This is a genomic window from Streptomyces violens (assembly GCF_000717745.1).
GTDB lineage: Bacteria > Actinomycetota > Actinomycetes > Streptomycetales > Streptomycetaceae > Streptomyces > Streptomyces violens.
This window is the reverse complement of sequence record NZ_JOBH01000021.1, coordinates 89,650-107,963: the sequence shown is the minus strand read 5'-3', so window position 1 is coordinate 107,963 and position 18,314 is coordinate 89,650. Positions and strand designations below refer to the sequence as shown.

Sequence of the window (18,314 nt, the reverse complement as noted above, 5' to 3'; positions counted from 1 at the left end):
GTTGTCGAACTTCGACTTCGTCACGGCGTCGTTCACGTTGATCGCCGGGAAGAGCAGGGTGCCGTCGCGGTGCATCTCGTACAGACGGTGCACACCGGTCGTGGTCTCCTCGGTGACACCGCGGATCTCCGAGGCCAGCCTCGCCCAGTCCAGGGAGCTGTTCTCCAACAGGGCGCGTACAACTGCCAGTTCGTCGTTGTCCGCAGCGGGAAGCTCGCCCGTCTTCTGGTACTCGACGCCCTTGTGGACAAGCAGCGTGGCATCACCGCCGTCGTCCAGAATCATGTTCGGGCCGGCATGCCCGGGCCAGGTCAGCGCCTGCTCCGTGCACCACCAGTACTCCTCCAGCGTCTCGCCCTTCCAGGCGAAGACCGGAATCCCCGTGGCGGCGATCGCGGCGGCCGCGTGGTCCTGGGTGGAGAAGACATTGCAGGACGCCCAGCGCACCTCGGCACCCAACGCCACCAGCGTCTCGATGAGGACGGCGGTCTGCACGGTCATGTGCAGCGAACCGGTGATCCGGGCGCCGGCCAGCGGCCGGGCCGCGGCGTACTCCTTACGGATCGCCATCAGACCGGGCATCTCATGCTCGGCGAGGGCAATCTCCTTACGGCCGAAGGCGGCCAGGGACAGGTCGGCGACCTTGAAATCCGTGAAGTCAGCGATGTTCTGCGAGGACATGCCGTGCACTCCTTGAGGTCAGTACGTTGCGGTGGATATCCAGCGCCGCCGTGGAGCGGTTGAGCGTGATGTAGTGCAGTCCCGGGGCCCCTTCGGCGAGGAGGCGCTCGGCCATGGCGGTGGCGTATTCGACGCCGATGCGGTGGCCGTCCGCAGGGTTGTCGCGCGCGGCCTCCAGGCGGTGCGCCAGTTCCTCGGGGAAGGCTGCGCCGCTGAGCTCGGCGAAGCGTCCGATCTGGCGGACGTCGGTGGCCGGCATGATCTCCGGGATGATCGGGGTGTCGCAGCCCGCAGCGGCCACCCGGTCGCGCAGCCGCAGATAGTCCTCGACATGGAAGAACATCTGGGTGATGGCGTAGTCGGCACCCGCCCGGCACTTGGCGACGAAGTGCCGGATGTCGCTCTCCCAGTCCGGCGAGCGCGGATGCTTCTCGGGGAACGCCGCCACGCCGATAGTGAAATCGCCCAACGAGCGGACCAGTTCGACGAGTTCGCTGGCGTGCGTCAGGCCGTGGGGATGCGGCCGCCAGACGCCTCTGGGGTCGCCCGGTGGATCACCGCGCAGGACGAGCACATCCCGGACGCCCGCATCGGCGTACTGGCCGATGATCCGGCGCAGCTCCGCCACCGAGTGGCCGACCGCGGTCAGATGGGCGACGGGCCGTAGGGTCGTGTCGGCCGCGATCCGGTGCGTCACCTCGACGGTACGGTCCCGGGACGAGCCGCCGGCCCCGTACGTGACCGATACGAAGGACGGCGCCAACCGCTCGATCCGGCGGATCGCCTGCCACAGATACCGGGCTCCGGCGTCGGTCTTCGGCGGGAAGAACTCGAAGGAGAAGGACAGGCTCTCCCGGTCGAGGGTGTCACGCAGCGTCCTCACTGCCGCCCTCCGGGGCCGAAGCGGCCGCCGTCACGGGGAAGCCCGGGGCAGAGCCGGGACTTCTCGCCGGGCTCGGCGCCGGGCGCTGCACGCAGAGCCGGGGCCCGCCCGCGCTGTGCCGCCGCACTCATGACAGTCCCGCAAGCCGCGGTTCGACGGCGCGGGCCACATCATGGCCGTAGGCCCGGTCGATGCGAGCGATCAGGTCCGGCGGGATCAGTTTGTACTCCTGCGTGCCGACCGACTCCAGCACGGTGGTGGCCAGGGCGCAGCCGAGCCGCGCGGCCTGCTCCAGCGGCCACTGCCACGCCGTACCGGCGAGGAATCCGGACCGGAAGGCGTCGCCCGCCCCCGTGGGGTCGGTGATCATGTCCGTGGGTACGGCGGGTATCCGCAGGGCGGGGGCGCCGGACCGGGCCAGCGACACGCCGGCCTCGCCCAGTGTGGTGATCCAGGTGCCGACCCGGCCGAGAAGCTGCTGCTCCGTCCAGCCGGTGCGGTCGAGCAGCAGGGCGGCCTCGTACTCATTGGTGAACAACCACTGTGCCTGGTCGACCAGTTGACGGGCCTGCTCCCGGTCGAGGCGGGCGAGCTGCTGGGAGGGGTCCGCGGCGACGGGGATGCCAAGGCGGTGGGCCGTGGCGGTGTGCCGCAGCATGGCCGCGGGATCGTCGGCCCCGACCAGGACGAGCGTGGGCCGGCCGGTGCGTTCGGCGATCGTGGCCAGGTCGATCCGGGGGGCCTCGGCCATGGCGCCGGCGTAGAAGGTGGCGATCTGGTTCTGGTCCTCGTCGGTGGTGCATACGAAGCGTGCGGTGTGCAGAGTGTCGCTGACCTGTACCGAGGACGTGTCGACGCCGTTCGCCCGCAGCCAGGTGTCGTACTCGGCGAAGTCGATGCCCGCCGCACCCACCAGGATCGGGTCGAGCCGGAGCAGGCCGAGCCCGAAGGCGATGTTGGCGGCGACGCCGCCTCTGCGCACCTCCAGCCGGTCGGCGAGGAACGACAAGGAGACCCGTTCCAGCTGCTCCTTGAGGAGCTGTTCGGCGAAACGTCCGGGAAAGACCATCAGGTGGTCGGTCGCTATCGATCCGGTTACGGCAATACGCACGGAAAGCACTCCTTGAGCCTGGGGCCGCTGTCGACGAAGGATCGGCTCCGGTGGCGGGCGCCACGCGGTGAAGGGGCGTGCTAAGCGGGGAGGCGGTGCGCGGCCGGGGGAACCGCGCACCGCCGGCTGTCGCGCCGGGGGTTTCCGGCGGCGCTCCGCCGTCAGCCCGCTGCCGCTGCCTTGCGCAGGGCGTCGGCGCGGTCGGTGCGCTCCCAGGTGAAGTCCGGCAGCTCGCGGCCGAAATGGCCGTAGGCCGCGGTCTGGGAGTAGATCGGGCGGAGCAGGTCGAGGTCGCGGATGATCGCGGCCGGGCGCAGGTCGAACACCTTGGCGATGGCTGCCTCGATCTTCTCGACGGCGACCGTATTGGTACCGAAGGTCTCGACGAACAGGCCCACCGGATCGGCCTTGCCGATCGCGTACGCCACCTGCACCTCACAGCGGGCGGCGAGGCCGGCCGCGACGACGTTCTTGGCGACCCAGCGCATCGCGTACGCCGCCGAACGGTCCACCTTGGAGGGGTCCTTGCCGGAGAAGGCGCCGCCGCCGTGGCGCGCCATGCCGCCGTACGTATCGATGATGATCTTCCGCCCGGTCAGGCCGGCGTCGCCCATGGGGCCGCCGATCTCGAAGCGGCCGGTCGGGTTGACCAGGAGGCGGTAATCGTCGGTCTCCAGCTTGATGCCGTCGTCGGCGAGCTGGGTGAGGACGTGCTCGACGACGTGCGCGCGAATATCGGGGGCGAGCAGCCCGTCCAGGTCGATGTCGCCCGCGTGCTGCGAGGAGACCACGACCGTGTCCAGGCGGAGCGGCCGGCTGCCCAGGTACTCGATCGTGACCTGCGTCTTGCCGTCGGGACGCAAGTAGGGCACGGTGCCGTCCTTACGGACCTCCGTCAGGCGGCGCGAGAGGCGGTGGGCCAGCTCGATCGGCAGCGGCATCAGGGTGGGAGTCTCGTCGGTCGCGTACCCGAACATCAGGCCCTGGTCGCCCGCACCCTGACGGGCCGTCTCGTCGGCTTCGCCACCCGCGGTGGCGCCCTCGACCCGGGACTCGTACGCCGTATCGACGCCCTGCGCGATGTCCGGGGACTGCGCGCCGATCGACACCGACACCCCGCAGGAGCCGCCGTCGAAACCCTTGAGCGAGGAGTCGTAGCCGATGTCGAGGATCTTCTCCCGGACCAGGGTGGCGACGTCGGCGTAGGCGGAGGTCGTCACCTCGCCCGCGATGTGCACCTGACCGGTGGTGATCAGGGTTTCGACCGCGACACGCGAGGCGGGGTCCTGACGCAGCAGCGCGTCGAGGACGGTGTCGCTGATCTGGTCGGCGATCTTGTCGGGATGCCCCTCGGTCACGGACTCCGAGGTGAACAAACGGCGGGACATGACACTCCAGACATGGTGGGTGGACACATGGCAACAAGTGGTGCGCGGTGAACCCTTCGTGGCAATGTCTCGTGTTCTTCCAAGCTCGGCGGCGCGCGATACCGGCCGGGGTGCGCCGCGCCGGCCCCTGGTGGGCGGAGCCGGCGTGCCGTCGCTCCGTTGCCACCAGGGGCTTCGCGGGTTGGTGACACCGAGCCGGTCCCGGCGGGGCCCACCGCGTTGCTCCGTGCACCGCGGCCGTCGCGTTGCCGGGCCCCGGCTCGGGCCGCCCCGAGCGGGATCAGCGGTTCGCGCCGCTTGTCACTGCGCCTTGCCGAGCTTCCGGAAGACCCAGTAGTCGGCGCCCTCTTCCGCTATGTAGTTGGCGTTCTTCACCGTGAATTCCAGCGAAGCCAGCTCACCGATCTCGCGCGACCGGGCGAAGTCCTCGAAGCCCGTCTCCGTGGCGTAGCTGCCGCGGGTGGACACCAGGATCAGCCCATTGGGCCGGGCGTACTCGATCAGCGTGCGCAGCGCCGTCGGGCGCACATGGCCCAGAGTGAAGACGCCGCTGCTGACGACGATGCCGTACTGGTCCAGCCGCTCGTCCCGCACCGGCTCCGAGAGGTCCACGCCGCCGTAGACCTTCCGGTACGCGTTGGTCTTGACCGCCTCGGCGGCCATGTTTTCCGACAGATCGACACCGTCGATCACATAGTTTCCCAGCGTCTGCAGGAAGGTGCCTACGAGGCCGGTCCCGCAACCGGCATCGAAGATGGTGGTTTCCCGCGTCCCGTAGGCGGAAGCGAGAAAGTGCACGAAATTGGCCGCGACCCGCGGAGCCACCCACTTCTGATCCGCCAGGTCCACGTCGTACCGCGTTGCCCAGTCCTCGTAGTAATTCTTCAGGCCGGAGGCGTCGTCGAAGAACACATGAGACTGCTTGATGTTCGTGAAGGAGTTGCTCATTGTTTTTCCTCCCTGTCGGGCCAAGCCAACGATCATGACTGTTCTTTTCCGTCCCGCTATGTCACCGCGGGCACTTCCGGTGCGTCCAATCCTTCCTTCTCGCTGCCGCCGCTACGGTCCTTCGACCGTGAATTCCTCACGTCGAACACCATGTAGACGCAGATGCCGGCGAGAATGAACAGGGCGCCGCCGACCTCCACCCAGGTGGGCACCCGCTGTTCCACCGGCAGGCTCAGGATCGCTCCGAAAATCGTCTCCGTGGCGAGCAGCGGCCCGACCAGCGGGACCGGGATGCCCTGCGCCGCCTTCACCCAGATGTACGTGCCCCACCAAGAGCCGATGACTCCGAGGAATATGCACCACGCGATAATCTTGAAGAGCGGGTACGGCTCGAAGGTTTCAGCCGGCGTGGAGGCAATGGCGAACGGCAGCAGCACCATGGAGGCACCGCCCGCCCCCATTGCCACCAGAGCCGCCCAGATCTTGGGGTCCGGCTTCGTCTCCCAGGTTCGCTGCGACTGGGCGTTGCGGACCACGAAGTAGGACCAGGTCAGCATGGCCATAATAGCCAGACCGATCCCGAAGATCGAGTCGCTCGTGGTCTCCGAACTCTTCCCCTCGATGAAATCCGAGACGCTGAGGAGAGTGATGCCGACGAGAATCAGGATGACCGGCGCGACGAGTTCGCTCCAGGACATGCGCTTTTCCGCGAAGTTGCCGGCCACGGCGATCGTGATGGGCGACGATCCCACGACGACCGCGGTGATGAATCCGCTGCCCATGGTCGCGGAGTACGAAACGCAGATGTAGAAGACGAAGTACCCCACGAAGCCTATGTACAGGCCGAAGAGGGTCCTCCGGATCGGCATCAGCTTGAGCTGGCTCCAGCCTCGGCACAGCACGTAGAGGCCGCACAGGCCGAACAAGGAGTACCGACCGGTGACCAGGAGCAGCTCGCTCGCGGGCTGCACGGCGGCCGGGGCGACGAAGGCGAAGGCCCAGAGCAGGGCAGCCGTCAGCGCGGCGATCACATTTTTCGGCGTGCTTCCCATTACCGAGTCGGCTCCAATTCACGATTCTCACCGGTGCCGAAGCCGTTCTGCGTCAGCCAGTCCGGGTTGTAGATCTTTGACATGTACTTGTTTCCGCTGTCCGGCAGGACCGTGACGATCGTTGCCGGCTCCGCCAACGTGCGGGCGACTTGCACGGCTCCCCATACATTCGCTCCGGAGGTGCCGCCGCACATGAGCCCCTCGCGTGTCGCCAGGTGCCGGCACGTGGCGAAGGCATCGGCGTCCGAGAACTGAATGACGTCGTCGACGACCGAGAAGTCCATGCATTTCGCCAGGTGATCCTCGCCCGCGCCCTCGACGAAATAGGGCGCAATCTGTGAAGGATCGACAACGCCCTCGTGGAAATATCGGTGATAGATGGACCCGACCGGATCGAGCAGCACCGACGTCACGGAGGGGTTCTTCATCTTGAGGTACCGCGAGGTCCCGGAGATCGTGCCACCGGTGCTTCCCGACGCGACGAAGGCCGTCACCGACCGCCCGAGTGCGTCCCAGATCTCGGGGCCGGTCGAATGGAAATGAGCCTCCCCATTGAGCGGATTGTCATACTGATTGAGCGTGAATGAGCCCGGCGTCTCGGCATGGATACGCCTCGCGCACGACACATAATGCTTTTCGGAACCCGGCGGAGCCGACGTCGGGCAGATGATCACCTCGGCCCCCATCGCGCGCAGCGCGTCCTGTTTCTCCTTGCTCACCTTGTCCGGCATCGTCAGAATCGCCCGGTAGCCACGCGTCGCCGCCAGCGCCGCGATCGACGCCCCGGTATTGCCGGAGGTGTTCTCGACGATCGTCGCCCCTGGCTTGAGAACACCGCGACGCTCGGCATCATCGAGGATGTAGCTGACGATTCGGTCCTTGATGCTGCCCCCCGGATTCATGAACTCGACCTTCGCGAATATCCGAACGCCGACCGGGACATCGAAGGTCGTCAGTTCGACAAGGGGCGTACTGCCAATGAACGATTGGATCTTCATGCCGGTTCCTTACTGAATGCTGCGGAGCGAGGATGTGGCCAGGCGTGACGGACGACGCCAAGGAATGCGGACGGGTCGCGAACCCGGTGGCGGCGGCCGAGCTTTCCTGGTCGGCTCGCCGGCCGCCTCGCGCCCCCTCCGTCATCGCCGGAGGCCCGGTGATGACGGAGGGGACGCGGCTGGGCGGTGGGTCAGGCGGCGGTGTCGGGGATCCGGACGGAGTCGAGGATCGCGACGGTGTGGCCGACCTTTTCGCCCTGCTCCACCAGGGCCAGGGCGTCCACCGCCGATATCTCATGGCGCGACAGCGACTCTTCGATCTCCAGAGCCCGTGCGCCGGCCTCCGCGACGGAGAGGCCCTTGAAGGTGTCGCGCAACACGCTCACCGGGTAGAAGTGGAACGGCCCCAGCCCTTCCCGCTCCCACCGGGCGTAGCCCCCGACCACGTCGTGCGGCTCGGACTGCACCTTCCACGTGTAGGTGAGAATGCTGCCGTTGTAGCCGGCGGCCCCGGACAGGGCCAGGACGGCCGACAGCGGAATGCGCCCGCCGATGGAGGACAGGACGCGGCCGCCGGCCCGCAGGACCGGCCGGGCCTGGCGCAGGGCCAGGTAGTGCAGCGTGATGAGGTTCTTCTCGGCGAAGTCCGGAATCTCCTCGCGGCGCTGCGCGATGAAGGTCGAACTCGTCTGGCCGTCATCGAGGTCGCTGCTCTCGGCCATCGGGATGTTGGGCAGGTTTTCATAGACGACGTCGACATCGGACAGCGCGCCGGCCACGGGAGCCAGGAGATCTCCCGCCCCGTCGATCAGCTCCACGCCCTGGTCCACCAGGTTGCTCTGAATGTTCTCCCGGGCGTGCGCGACCACATCCTCGTGCAGGTCGGTGAAGCCGGCGGTGCGCGCCCCCAGGATTTCCACGGCAGCAAGCACATCCAGCCCCGCCCCCGTCCCGATCGTGCAGAACCGCGGCGCCGACACCCCCATCTGTGCCAGCGTCTTGAACGCCGGCACGGCCACGCTCGCCACCCAGTCGGCGCGCGGGTCGTCCGCCTTGGGCAGATACGAATGATCCGACAGCTTCAGCCCGATGGACGAGCGGATGCGCGCCGTCTCCTTCAGTTCGAAGAACTCGGTCGGCGACACGACCAGTGCGGCATGGTCGACTTGGGTACTCATCTGTGTCTCCCTCGACGTGACAGCACTACCTCGACAAGAAATCCCGGCCCATCCGCGCCGGAGAACGACCGGCGGCCCCGAAAAAAGCGGCCCGCACCGTGGTCGAACTCGCCGCAACCCATCCCGCCCGCAGCCGATCCGGGCATGGAGAATGACGCCTGTTTGTGACGGGTGATGCCTTTGCGGCGGAAGTAACTTCACTATCGTCGGCGCCTGCAAAGTTCTACAAGGGCCTCCCTGTTGTCTCCCGCAAGGCAACAGGACGCAACACCGTGAAAAGCTCCCGATCCGCAGGGCGTTGTTGCAGGCCACATGGTGCGGCCGGCGGTTGTGCGGTCGCCGCCCGCCGATGCCCGGCCAAGGACGGCGATCACGCGCTCCCGGTGCCGAACCCGCCTGGGAGGAGGGCGCATTGACGCGGCGCGGGCGAGTCGGCCCAGCGGCCCCCACGGACTTCTTCAGCACGACCGCGGGCCGACAGGGCGTCACGAAGCCGATGACGTGCGGTTTTTCCTGGGCCCCGAGGTACCAGGAGCTTCGGACGAGCGCAAGAGGATGCTTCCGGTCGCCCGGAAGTGGACTGTTGACGCCGGGAAGAACACATCTCTAGGATGTAACTAGACCGGTGGGTATACATCACCGGGGACGACCTCTCCCCAAGGAGATGCACGCATGTCGCTCAGCCTTGCAGGAAAGGCTGCGAACGGGGCCCCTGAACTCCCCTTGCCCGCCGCCGGATTCGACCGGGTGGCACACGCAATGGGCACTCGGGGGATCCGTCGACGGACCCGGCAGGCGGGTCGAATCCCCGGCATCACATTGTGTGGCCTTCCGTAAGGAACCGGTTCCGGTGAATTCCTGAAGATTCGTCGCGAGAGTACCTCAATTCTCGCTGACCCCTCCCCCACCTACGCAGGGATCAGTCTTGCCCAGAATCAGCCGTCCGACGCACGGCAGAACTCAGATGAACAGCTCGTTAATTCCTTCGGCGATCCTCTCGACGGCATCGCATCGCCGGCCGTACGCGGAGCGCACCGCCCGGCCGGCCCCGGCCCCCGTCGGCGCACTCCGGACTGTCACGGCAGTCCCGCAGGCTCGCGCAGGAGGAGAGAACCCGTGAAGCCCGTATACATCGACGAGGACGCCGAGCGGCAGCGTGCACTTCTCTCGGCCGCCTGCCGCGCCCTGCACGAGCGCGGCTGGATGCCGGGAACATCCGGCAACGTCTCGGTACGATCCGGTGAAGCGGTCGTGATCACAGCCGGTGACCAGCGCAGGGGCACGATCACCCACCACAACACGGTGATGGTCGACCCCCTCGAAGGACTTCCGTTGCTCGGCGAGACCGAGTGGCCCCCGGCCGAAACCCCGGTACACCTCGCCATCTACCGCCAGCTTCCCGACTGCGGGGCGGTCGTCCAGGCACACGCGCCGTACTCCACGGCCCTGGCCACCCTCATCGGCAGCGCCGGTTCCGTCGGCCAGGCGGTCTTCCAGGAACTGGAACTGGCGAAGGGCCTCGGCGTGCCCGATCCCAGCCTGGTCGGGGTGCCGGTCTTCGAGAACTGGCCGGACGCGTCCCGCATCGCCGCCGATGTGACCGCCTATCTCGACGAGTCGGCGGCCGCGGCCCCGCCCGTCCTGCTCATCGGCCGGCACGGCGCAACCACCTGGGGCCGCGACATCGACGAGGCCCGCAACCGGCTGGAGTGTATCGAGGAGCTCAGCCACCTGACCCTGCTGACCGGTGCCTTCGGCCCCGGCACGGCGAAGGAATGCGTCCGATGACACTGCTGCAGATCATGCCGGAAGACGCGCCGGAGACGGTACAGCTGCGCACCGAGGACCTGGACGTCATCCGCGAGAAACTGCTCAGGATCGGTGTACGTTTCGAACGGTGGCACGCCACCCACCGGCTGCCGGCCGGTGCCGACGACTCCACCATCATGAGGGCCTACCGGAGCCACATTGCCCACACCCGTACCGAGGGCGGCTACGGGTTCGTCGACATCGTGCACATGGGGCCCACACCGGCCCACCCGGACCGGCCCCGGAAGACGCGTGCGGCCCGAAAGAAGTTCCTGGCGGAGCACTTCCACGACGACGACGTGGTGCGCTTCTTCGTCACGGGGACCGGCTGTTTCTATCTCCATGTCGCGGGTCGCGTCCACGCCGTGGTGTGTACGGCGGGGGACCTGCTGTCCGTACCCAGCCGGACAGTGCACTGGTTCGACATGGGAGAACGCCCGGACTTCACCGCGATCCGCTTCTTCCAGAAGGAGGACGGCTGGGTCTGCAGGTTCTTGCCGGACAGCATCTCCGCCCGTTTCCCGACCCTCGACGACCTGCTCGTGACGACATGAGCCACGCCGCCGTCCCGGACACCGTCGTCCCGGACGCCGAAGCCATCACGAGCTCCACGGCACGCGTCCAGGACGGCCCGTCCCCTGTGCCCGGGCACCGCCCCCGGTAACCGGCCGCTCCTTCCGGCCACGAGGGCCGGCGCGTCCCAGTGCACACCGGTGCGCGCCCGAAAGCCGGACTCGGCCAGGGAGCCCGGCCGCGCGCCGGCTGCCGATGCATCCGCCGCGCCTGCCGACATGCGCCTGCCCCTGTGCATGACGGGTGCCGGAACCCGATCGACGACTAACAGACCATCGAGCCAACTCCGCTCTGGGGATGGCCACTTAGAAGATCGATCTCTACAGCTCGAAGGGATTGACAGTGGTACGAGAACCGGCGCAGGGCTCGAAAGTGCACCAGCTTGCCCACGGGGGCGCCGACCGCACCCCCATGGCCGGCACTCCGGCGACATTCGGGCAGTTGCTCAGGGCACGCCGCTTACAGCTGGGCCTGTCGCTCGCGCAGCTGGCCGCTCGGGTGCACTTCGACCGGGGTCACGTCAGCAAGGTCGAGACGGACAAACGACCGCCCTCGGTGAGCTTCGCGGAGGCTTGCGACCAAGCGCTGAACGTCGGCAGCACCTTCACCACCATCGCGACGGCTCTGGAGGCGGCCGGACGTCAGCAGCAAGGCTGGGTACGTCCCGCCCAACTGCCCGCGGCGAAGCGTAACTTCGTCGGACACCGAGATGACATGAACCTGCTCGGCAAGGTGCTGCACGGCGATGAGCAATCCCTTGCCGTACCCGTCGCGGTCGTCAACGGCCCACCGGGCGTGGGGAAGACCGCGCTGGTGGTCCAGTCGGCACAACGCGCCGTCGACGCGGGCTATTTCGCCGACGGCCAGCTGTTCGTCAACCTGCAGGGCCCTGGGCGGGGAGCCGCGGCCGAACCGTTCGACGTGCTGAAGGACCTGCTCCGCGCACTGGGCGTCCCCGCCGAGCACATCCCGGCGGATCTGGACCAAAGGGCCGCCACTTTCCGTTCGGTCCTGCACGGCCGCGAGATACTGCTGGTACTGGACAACGCCGCGGACACCCAGCAGATCCTCCCTCTGTTGCCCGGCTCTCCGGGCTGCGCCGTCGTGGTGACCAGCCGCTCCCGGCTGCCCGGGCTGATCTCCCTGGCGGGCGCGGTCACGCTGACCTTGCCGGAGTTGTCCCGGCGTGAGGCGGCCCTGCTGATCCGTTCGGTCATCGGCGACGAACGTGCCGACGCCGACACCGCGGCCGTCGCCGTGCTGGCCGAACGCTGTGGACATCTCCCGCTGGCGCTGGTCCTGGCCGCCGAGCACATCGTGAGCCATCGGCACCACAGCGCCGGGTGCCTTGCCGCCGACCTGAAACCCGAGCATGCCCGGATGGAGCTCGCCGCGGGCGAGGTCGTACTCCGTCATGCGTTCGACACCTCCTACCGAACGCTCGACGAGCCGACGGCACGCATGTTCCGGCTGCTGGGCCTGCTCCCCCGCTATGCGATCAACGCTGCCGCCGCTGCGGCGACCGCGGACGTCGGTCAGGACGAGGCGTCACTGCTGCTGCGCAATCTCGCCGACGCGCATCTGATCCGGCACCAGGACGAACACCACTACCGCTTGCACGAGTTGCTGCGCGCGTACGCGACCGACCTGACGAAGCACCTGGATGCCGAGTCCGAACGTACGGAGGCGATGCGCCGGGCGGCCGACTTCTACCTACGGTGAGTTCTTCGGACAAAGCTGCGGGGAGCTCGGCAACACACCGGGCTCCCGCGCAGCCGCGTCCCTCGGTGACCGGAGGACGAGACCTTGCACATCGCCTGTCACCTCGGGGTCAGGTCGTCGCAGGGTGCCCGGTGAGTGACCTCTCGATGAGAACCGCGGCCATCCGCTCGGCGATGTCGACCGCCCCCTCCACCGAGTGCATGGAATCGGCGATGCAGGCCCCTTCATGAAGGATCAGCAGCTGACCGGCCAGTTCCTCGGGGTCCTCGGCGCGGGCTTCCGTCGCGAGGTCTTCCATGTAGTCGAGGAACCATGCCTTCTGCTCACGGGCGACCTCGCGGCCGGGGTGGTCCGGGGGCAGTTCCACGGAGGCGTTGACGAAGGCGCAGCCGCGCGGATTCCGCTCGCGCATCCATTCGCCCAAGGCGCCGAACGTGGCCAGCAGCTTCTGCGCCGGAGGGCCGTCGTGACCATTGATGTGCTTCACCAGGGTGGAACGCCAAAGTCCGTCACGAGCACGCAAGTAGGCAACGATAAGACCCTCTTTCGAGCCAAAACGATCATAAAGGGTCTTTTTGGTGACGCCTGCTTCCTCGGCGATCGCCTCCACGCCGACCGCGCGGATCCCCTGCTCGTAGAAGAGCCGGGAAGCGGTCTCAAGGATCTTCACGCTGGCCGGCGTCAGGTGCTGCATGCCACGCCGCTTGCCGCCCCGTCCGGTGGTCTCAGTATTCATAGTCACGCCTCGACGGTACACCCAGCGGTATGGTTACGCGCTTTGTCGTACCGGTGCACTTGATTTCGCAACGCCGTGCACCGCGAACCAGTCATCCCGGCGCCGCTCGCGACCCTGCGCAGCTCCGGCTCCAACCGTGCCGTCACGATCCTGATGTGGCAGGTCATCACGGTCGGCGCGGCGCTCCCGCCGCGGGCGATTCACCCTCGAGCGGGACCGGCCGGCACCCCGCGAGGCCGCGCTCCGGGCGCTGACCGGCAGCTTCCCCCTTCCCCCGGAGTGTGCACCCGACTTGGGCGATCCGAAGGAGTACCAGCGTACTTCGGGCCACTTCGGGGCCACTTCGCGGCCACTTCGGGACCGTTGCGCCTCCGGCGGGCCGGGTCCTACCGGTGCCAACGGTACGAGAGGCCCACTGGTGGCGTAATGCCGACCTTGGGCCGTTCAGCCGGGCCAGGATGTGCTGCGGGGGGGGCGGTCGCGCCCGCTCTGCGCCCGGCGCGGTCCACCGGCACCGCCGGCGCCGTGGGAAGTTCCGGGCCGCCTCGTGCCCGACCACCACAGGGAGGAGACCTGATGGCTGAGGCATGCGACATCGACGTCGTCGTCTTCGACATCCTCGGAACGATGGTCGACGAGCCGAGCGGGCTCCGGGCGGCCATTCGCGACGCGGTGCCCGCGCCCGACGGTGCAACCGCCGACCAGCTGCTCACCGTGTGGCAGCACCATGTGGGGCACGAACAGCAACGCATCCACAACGACAGCCGGACGTATGCCAACAGCGACATCATCGACCGCGAGGCAGCCCAGCACGTGGCCGACCGTGCCGGGCTCACCGAGCCGGCGGCCATCGAGCAACTGGCCACCGCGGGTCGGCGCCTGAAGCCCTGGGACGACTCCCTCGCCGGACTCGCACGCCTCGCGCGGCGATTCCCCGTACTGGGGCTCTCCAACGCCAGTCGCGCGGCTCTGCTCCGTCTCAACACATACGCCGGGCTGCGCTGGCACCAGGTCCTGTCCGCCGAAGACGCCCGCTCCTACAAGCCCGCACCGCAGGTCTACCAGCTCGCGGTCGACGCGGCAGACTGCCCGCCAGAGCGCGTGCTGATGGTCGCCGCTCACGCCTGGGACCTGCGCGGAGCCCAGGCACTGGGCATGCGCACCGCCTACGTCCAGCGGCCGTCCGGGGCCCCCCTCGGAGCACGGACACCTTCACATGGCGGTCGAACAGTCTGAACGAGCTGGTAACCATGCTGACGACTCCGTAAAAGGACCTCGCCACCTCGTGCCCGGCAGCTACGGCCCCCTCGTGGACCTGCGGGCTGCTGTGCCCGTTCAGTGCGTCCGGCGTGTTTTCCGAGCACCGCCGATGACGGCGGGCGGGATCACGCAACCAGCGGCTTGGACTGACCCTCACCTACCACTCGGGAAAGCAAAAAGTGCTGGCCGAGATCAACCTCGACCAGCACTCTCACGGCACCCGTGGGCTACCAGTTGGTGTCCGAGGGGGGACTTGAACCCCCACGCCCGATAAAGGGCACTAGCACCTCAAGCTAGCGCGTCTGCCATTCCGCCACCCGGACTAGGTGTTGTCGGCGCGGGGCTTGCCCGCGGCGACATGGACAACAATACCAAGGTTTCGGAGTGGGTTTCACACTCGGATGCGGGGTGGCATAAGCGAGAGTTATGAGTGGGGCGCCAACTCGGCCGGAGGGAGGCGAGTGGAGGTTTGGGCTGGTCACGAGGGGTGGTGGATGGAGGTACGGATTGTGAGGGAGGGAGTGGGGTGCGGGGCGGGGCTAGGTGAGGGGGTTGTCAGTGTGAGGTAGTGGTGGGGACATTCTCTGGGAGGGGTTGCACTGCGTGAGCCTTCGGTTACGAAATGGAGCGGGAGGGGGCCGTCTGCGAAGGTGCCGCGCCAGGAGGTACCGGTGCCGGTGCCGCCAGAGAGTTCTGCACGGTCGCCTCGGGAGCGGTGCGGTTGGGGCCGGTTGAAGGCGCTGATCTGGGGGCGCGGCGGCGGCGTTGATCAGTGGACCGTAGTCGAGGACGGGGAGCGGGTCGGCAGGGTCGGCGACCGCCAGGGGCGGCCGAAGCGGACGTCCCGTACGGCTGGGAGGTACGCGGCCAGGAAATGGGCGAAGGCGGAGCGCTGGACTACGAAGCGGGGGTAGACGGTGCAGCGCTGCTTGGCGTACTCGAAGGTCCTGGCAAGGAGAGGGGTGAGGGCGGGCGAGAGCTCGCTGCTGGACCCGCTGACGAAGGAGTGCGGCACACCCCCACAGCGGACCAGCGCACAAGCCAGGGTGAGGCAGGCCACGCCGCCGTCGGTCGGGGTCTTGCCGATCAAGGCATTGCCCACGTCCGCCTGGGCGAGTTTCCAGGGGTTGCCGATCTTCCACATGAGGAGGAGCGCGGGCAGCTCATGGTGGGCAGCGAGGGCGTCCAGGGTGGCGACGACGCCTTCACTGCGGCCGAGGACACCCTGCCCGACGCGCATCTGTGGAGCAGCGGGCGCATCTTCTGGTTGCTGGGCATGTGGGTGTTCTTTCAGGCGGCCGGTGGCGTTTCCGGCGGAGAAGCTGCGCGAAAGCGGCGGCTGCCGGCCCGTAACGCCATGATGCTGGCGCCTTGGGGACGTTCCTGGGCTGCCTGTCCCCGGCGTACGTGCCGCACGTCGTCGTCGCGTACAAGTGGGCCCGGAGCACAAGGGCGGTAAGACGGGCCTGGTCAACGGCGGTTTTGCGTACGACTCCGTGCCGTTCGTCCGTCTTCCTCTTCACCGCCTATCTGGACCTGAGCAGCTATCAGGTGGTGGTGGTGTCCGTGGCGCGGTGCTCCCGATGGTCGCGGCGAGCGCCGGTGGTTCTCCAAGGACCGCCGAAGAACTGGGGGCGCACGGCGCAGGCGCTGCGCAACGCTGCGCAAAAACCCGCCGGCAGCGAGCCAGTTCACGCCCCGCGAGGCCGTCTGCCGTCTGCCGGGCTGTCGCTTTTCGTGAAGCGGCCGGTGGAACGGGCGGGGGTGACAGCCTCATCCCCGTACGCTCGCCGCATGAGCATAGGATCTTGTGATCTCGAAGCGTCGGGGGCGTTCCCGGCCGGCGTCACGGTGCGGCATCCGCGCCCCTCGGACCACGCGGTGCTCCAGGGGGCGCTGACCGACTGGTGGGGCGGTCAGGGTGGCGAGGCGGGCGGGCAGCAGCGCCGCCTTCTGTTGCCGCGACTGTTCCTCCAGCACTTCTCGGAGACGAGCTTCTACGTGGAGCGGGCCACGGCGCTACGGGCGTTCCTCATCGGCTTCCTGTCCCAGAGCGACCCGGAGACGGCGTACATCCACTTCGTGGCCGTACACCCGGAGGAGCAGCGCGGCGGTCTGGGCAGCGCGCTCTACCGCCGCTTCTTCGATGTGGCCCGTGGCCACGGCCGGTCCCGCGTCCGTGCCATCACCAGCCCGGCGAACCGGAACTCCATCGCGTACCACACCCGCATGGGCTTCCGTATCGAGCCGGGTGATCGCACGGAGGACGGCGTGGGTGTCTGCACGGACTACGACGGTCCGGGCCTGGACCGGGTGTCCTTCGTACGGGAGCTGTGAGCGCTGCGCCCGGTAGCCGCGTCAGACGCCGTTCTCTTCCGCTCCCGCACTCTGCGCGATCGCTTTGTGGTGTCGGACGACCTCTTCGATGATGAAGTTGAGGAACTTCTCGGCGAATGCCGGATCGAGTTTGGCGTCTTCGGCGAGCCGGCGCAGCCGGGCGATCTGCGTGGCCTCACGTGCCGGGTCGGCGGGCGGCAGGCTGTGCCGCGCCTTGAGTTCGCCGACCTGCTGCGTGCACTTGAAGCGCTCGGCGAGCAGGTGCACCAGGGCGGCGTCGAGGTTGTCGATGCTGCCGCGCAGGTACAGCAGCCGCTCCCGCGCCGCCTCGTCCGATACGGAGGCCGCGTCGGAGCGCGGTTCTCCGCCGGCCGTGGTCGGCGCGGCGGGCGTCCACTCGCTCATGTGGTGTCGCCAATCTGGGTCGGGTAGTGCGTGATCGTGGGGCACACTACCCGGCCCGGACGAGGAGCACGTAAGGGACGGAACCCCGTCTCACGGAGTGGCTGCCTCAGGCGGCGACCGGCCGTCCGGCGGCGGAGTCGCGGCTATCCCCGCAGGTGGCGGAGGTGGGAAGCCGAGCGGCGGGCCGTGGTGAGGGAGCCGGCGGGGTTGGCGGCGGGGTCCACGGCGTTGTCTCGTTCAACAATCCAGTTGTGGTACTTGCGGTTGGGCAGGCGGCCCACGCGGCTGAGGAAGTGCCGGTAGTCGATGTCGCCGTCGCCCACGTCCACCATGTGGTAGCCGTCGCGCGCCGCCTCGTCGTGCTCGCCGTCCTTGACGTGGAAGAGCGGGTAGCGGGCGGGGTCGGCGAGCACGTAGTCGAGCGGTTCGAAGGGGGCCGGGGTGCCGTCCGGGCGCTTGGAGAAACGGTACTGGGCGACATAGGCCCAGTAGATGTCCATTTCGAGGCGCACGAGGCTGGGGTCGGTCTCGGCAAGGAGGACGTCGTAGAGCCGCACCTTCGGGTTGTCCGTGGCGAAGGCGAACTCCTCCGCGTGATTGTGCTGGTAGAAGTGCATGCCGCGAGCCTTGGCCGCCGCTCCGTAGGCATTGAAGTCCGCGGCCGCGCGCTTCCAGCCGTCGACGGTGTTCCCGTAGCGGTCGGGCCCGGAGGCCGTGCCCACGTACGGCAGGCCGAGGGCCTGGGCGTCGTCGAGGACCTTGGTGAGGTTGGTCGCGAAGGTGTACGCCTTGGGGTCGGACGAGTAATAGCCGACGTGGCTTCCGATGCCACGCAGGCCGTTGTCCTTCATGAGCCGCTTCAGCTGCGCCAGAGTGATGGCACCGGCCGAGCCCTGGGTGTACCCGGCGAACTCCACCTCGTCGTACCCATAGCGGGCGAGTTCTTCGAAGACTCTGGCGAAGCCCAGGGTCGAGGTCTTGTCGCGGAGTGTGTAGAGCTGGATGCCGAGACGGCCGGGCGGGACGACGGGGCGGTGGCCGTCGGTCGTGGCGGGGCCAGGGCGCGCGCCGGACTGGGCGGCCTGGGCCGACTGCGCGCCGAGGACGGCGGCCGCGGCGGCACCGGCGGCCACGCCGAGGAACCCGCGGCGGGCGAGCCGGTGCGCGAGCTCGGGGTTGCGGGACGTGCGCGGGTTGGGAACGTCGCTGGTCATAACGGCTCCAAGGTCGATT

Annotated in this window: 15 protein-coding genes, 1 tRNA gene and 3 pseudogenes; 6 read left to right on the top strand and 13 right to left on the bottom strand. The window is 68.2% G+C overall.

All coding sequences use genetic code 11. From position 1 onward, the window contains the following. From IF04_RS0131790 to IF04_RS0131755, 8 genes are all read right to left on the bottom strand, one after another. The coding region (locus tag IF04_RS0131790) for an adenosylhomocysteinase (RefSeq protein WP_030265792.1) at positions 1-681 on the bottom strand (681 nt) is incomplete at its 3' end. Further along, positions 659-1,564 (bottom strand): methylenetetrahydrofolate reductase [NAD(P)H], encoded by a 906-nt coding sequence (metF, locus tag IF04_RS0131785; RefSeq protein ID WP_030265789.1) that lies wholly within the window; start codon positions 1,562-1,564, stop codon positions 659-661. The genes metF and IF04_RS0131790, both read right to left, overlap by 23 nt. 127 nt (positions 1,565-1,691) lie before the next feature. After that, positions 1,692-2,675, bottom strand: a complete 984-nt coding sequence (locus tag IF04_RS0131780) for a carbohydrate kinase family protein (RefSeq protein ID WP_030265787.1) — start codon at positions 2,673-2,675, stop codon at positions 1,692-1,694. 161 nt (positions 2,676-2,836) lie between these two features. Then, the gene (gene metK, locus IF04_RS0131775; RefSeq protein ID WP_030265784.1) at positions 2,837-4,063 is read right to left on the bottom strand and encodes a methionine adenosyltransferase; all 1,227 of its coding nucleotides are present in this window, start codon (positions 4,061-4,063) and stop codon (positions 2,837-2,839) included. A 300-nt stretch (positions 4,064-4,363) separates the two neighbouring features. After that, the gene (locus IF04_RS0131770; protein WP_030265781.1) at positions 4,364-5,011 is read right to left on the bottom strand and encodes a class I SAM-dependent DNA methyltransferase; all 648 of its coding nucleotides are present in this window, start codon (positions 5,009-5,011) and stop codon (positions 4,364-4,366) included. Positions 5,012-5,067: 56 nt separating this feature from the next. After that, on the bottom strand, positions 5,068-6,063 hold the full coding sequence (locus IF04_RS0131765) for a DMT family transporter (protein ID WP_078601051.1): 996 nt from the start codon (positions 6,061-6,063) through the stop codon (positions 5,068-5,070). Beyond that, the gene (locus IF04_RS0131760; protein ID WP_051831748.1) at positions 6,063-7,061 is read right to left on the bottom strand and encodes a PLP-dependent cysteine synthase family protein; all 999 of its coding nucleotides are present in this window, start codon (positions 7,059-7,061) and stop codon (positions 6,063-6,065) included. The genes IF04_RS0131765 and IF04_RS0131760 overlap by 1 nt, the downstream gene beginning before the upstream one ends. A 191-nt stretch (positions 7,062-7,252) precedes the next feature. Further along, the gene (locus tag IF04_RS0131755) at positions 7,253-8,206 is read right to left on the bottom strand and encodes a class I SAM-dependent methyltransferase (protein ID WP_245654578.1); all 954 of its coding nucleotides are present in this window, start codon (positions 8,204-8,206) and stop codon (positions 7,253-7,255) included. A gap of 1,149 nt (positions 8,207-9,355) precedes the next feature. On the opposite strand from IF04_RS0131755, the gene IF04_RS0131750 reads away from it, so the two are divergent. From IF04_RS0131750 to IF04_RS36220, 3 genes are all read left to right on the top strand, one after another. Beyond that, a complete protein-coding gene (locus IF04_RS0131750; RefSeq protein WP_051831747.1) occupies positions 9,356-10,027 on the top strand; it encodes a class II aldolase/adducin family protein in 672 nt (223 codons plus the stop codon). Continuing rightward, positions 10,024-10,602: a 1,2-dihydroxy-3-keto-5-methylthiopentene dioxygenase gene (locus IF04_RS0131745; RefSeq protein WP_030265765.1), complete on the top strand. Its 579-nt coding sequence runs from the start codon at positions 10,024-10,026 to the stop codon at positions 10,600-10,602. The genes IF04_RS0131750 and IF04_RS0131745 overlap by 4 nt, the downstream gene beginning before the upstream one ends. Before the next feature lie 430 nt (positions 10,603-11,032). Then, a complete protein-coding gene (locus IF04_RS36220; RefSeq protein ID WP_051831746.1) occupies positions 11,033-12,343 on the top strand; it encodes a helix-turn-helix domain-containing protein in 1,311 nt (436 codons plus the stop codon). Positions 12,344-12,452: 109 nt separating this feature from the next. On the opposite strand, the gene IF04_RS0131730 is transcribed toward IF04_RS36220, so the two are convergent. Further along, the gene (locus IF04_RS0131730) at positions 12,453-13,079 is read right to left on the bottom strand and encodes a TetR/AcrR family transcriptional regulator (protein WP_245654577.1); all 627 of its coding nucleotides are present in this window, start codon (positions 13,077-13,079) and stop codon (positions 12,453-12,455) included. Between the two features lie 576 nt (positions 13,080-13,655). On the opposite strand from IF04_RS0131730, the pseudogene IF04_RS36215 reads away from it, so the two are divergent. Beyond that, a pseudogene (locus IF04_RS36215) lies at positions 13,656-14,347 on the top strand (haloacid dehalogenase type II). Positions 14,348-14,574: 227 nt separating this feature from the next. Here IF04_RS36215 and IF04_RS0131720 read toward each other — a convergent pair. Both IF04_RS0131720 and IF04_RS40455 read right to left on the bottom strand, forming a co-directional pair. After that, positions 14,575-14,662, bottom strand: a tRNA-Leu gene (locus IF04_RS0131720). Between the two features lie 429 nt (positions 14,663-15,091). Continuing rightward, positions 15,092-15,552, bottom strand: a pseudogene (locus IF04_RS40455) (aldehyde dehydrogenase family protein); the annotation flags it as partial. On the opposite strand from IF04_RS40455, the pseudogene IF04_RS40005 reads away from it, so the two are divergent. Together IF04_RS40005 and IF04_RS0131710 are read left to right on the top strand one after the other, a co-directional pair. After that, a pseudogene (locus IF04_RS40005) lies at positions 15,508-15,971 on the top strand (MFS transporter); the annotation flags it as partial. The pseudogenes IF04_RS40455 and IF04_RS40005 overlap by 45 nt on opposite strands. A gap of 162 nt (positions 15,972-16,133) precedes the next feature. Further along, on the top strand, positions 16,134-16,676 hold the full coding sequence (locus IF04_RS0131710) for a GNAT family N-acetyltransferase (protein WP_051831745.1): 543 nt from the start codon (positions 16,134-16,136) through the stop codon (positions 16,674-16,676). Positions 16,677-16,697: 21 nt separating this feature from the next. On the opposite strand, the gene IF04_RS0131705 is transcribed toward IF04_RS0131710, so the two are convergent. Then, a complete protein-coding gene (locus IF04_RS0131705; RefSeq protein ID WP_037961430.1) occupies positions 16,698-17,081 on the bottom strand; it encodes a chorismate mutase in 384 nt (127 codons plus the stop codon). A gap of 143 nt (positions 17,082-17,224) precedes the next feature. Continuing rightward, complete coding sequence (locus IF04_RS0131700; RefSeq protein WP_030265748.1) at positions 17,225-18,295, bottom strand: sugar phosphate isomerase/epimerase family protein; 1,071 nt, start codon at positions 18,293-18,295, stop codon at positions 17,225-17,227. Between the last annotated feature and the right edge of the window lie 19 nt (positions 18,296-18,314).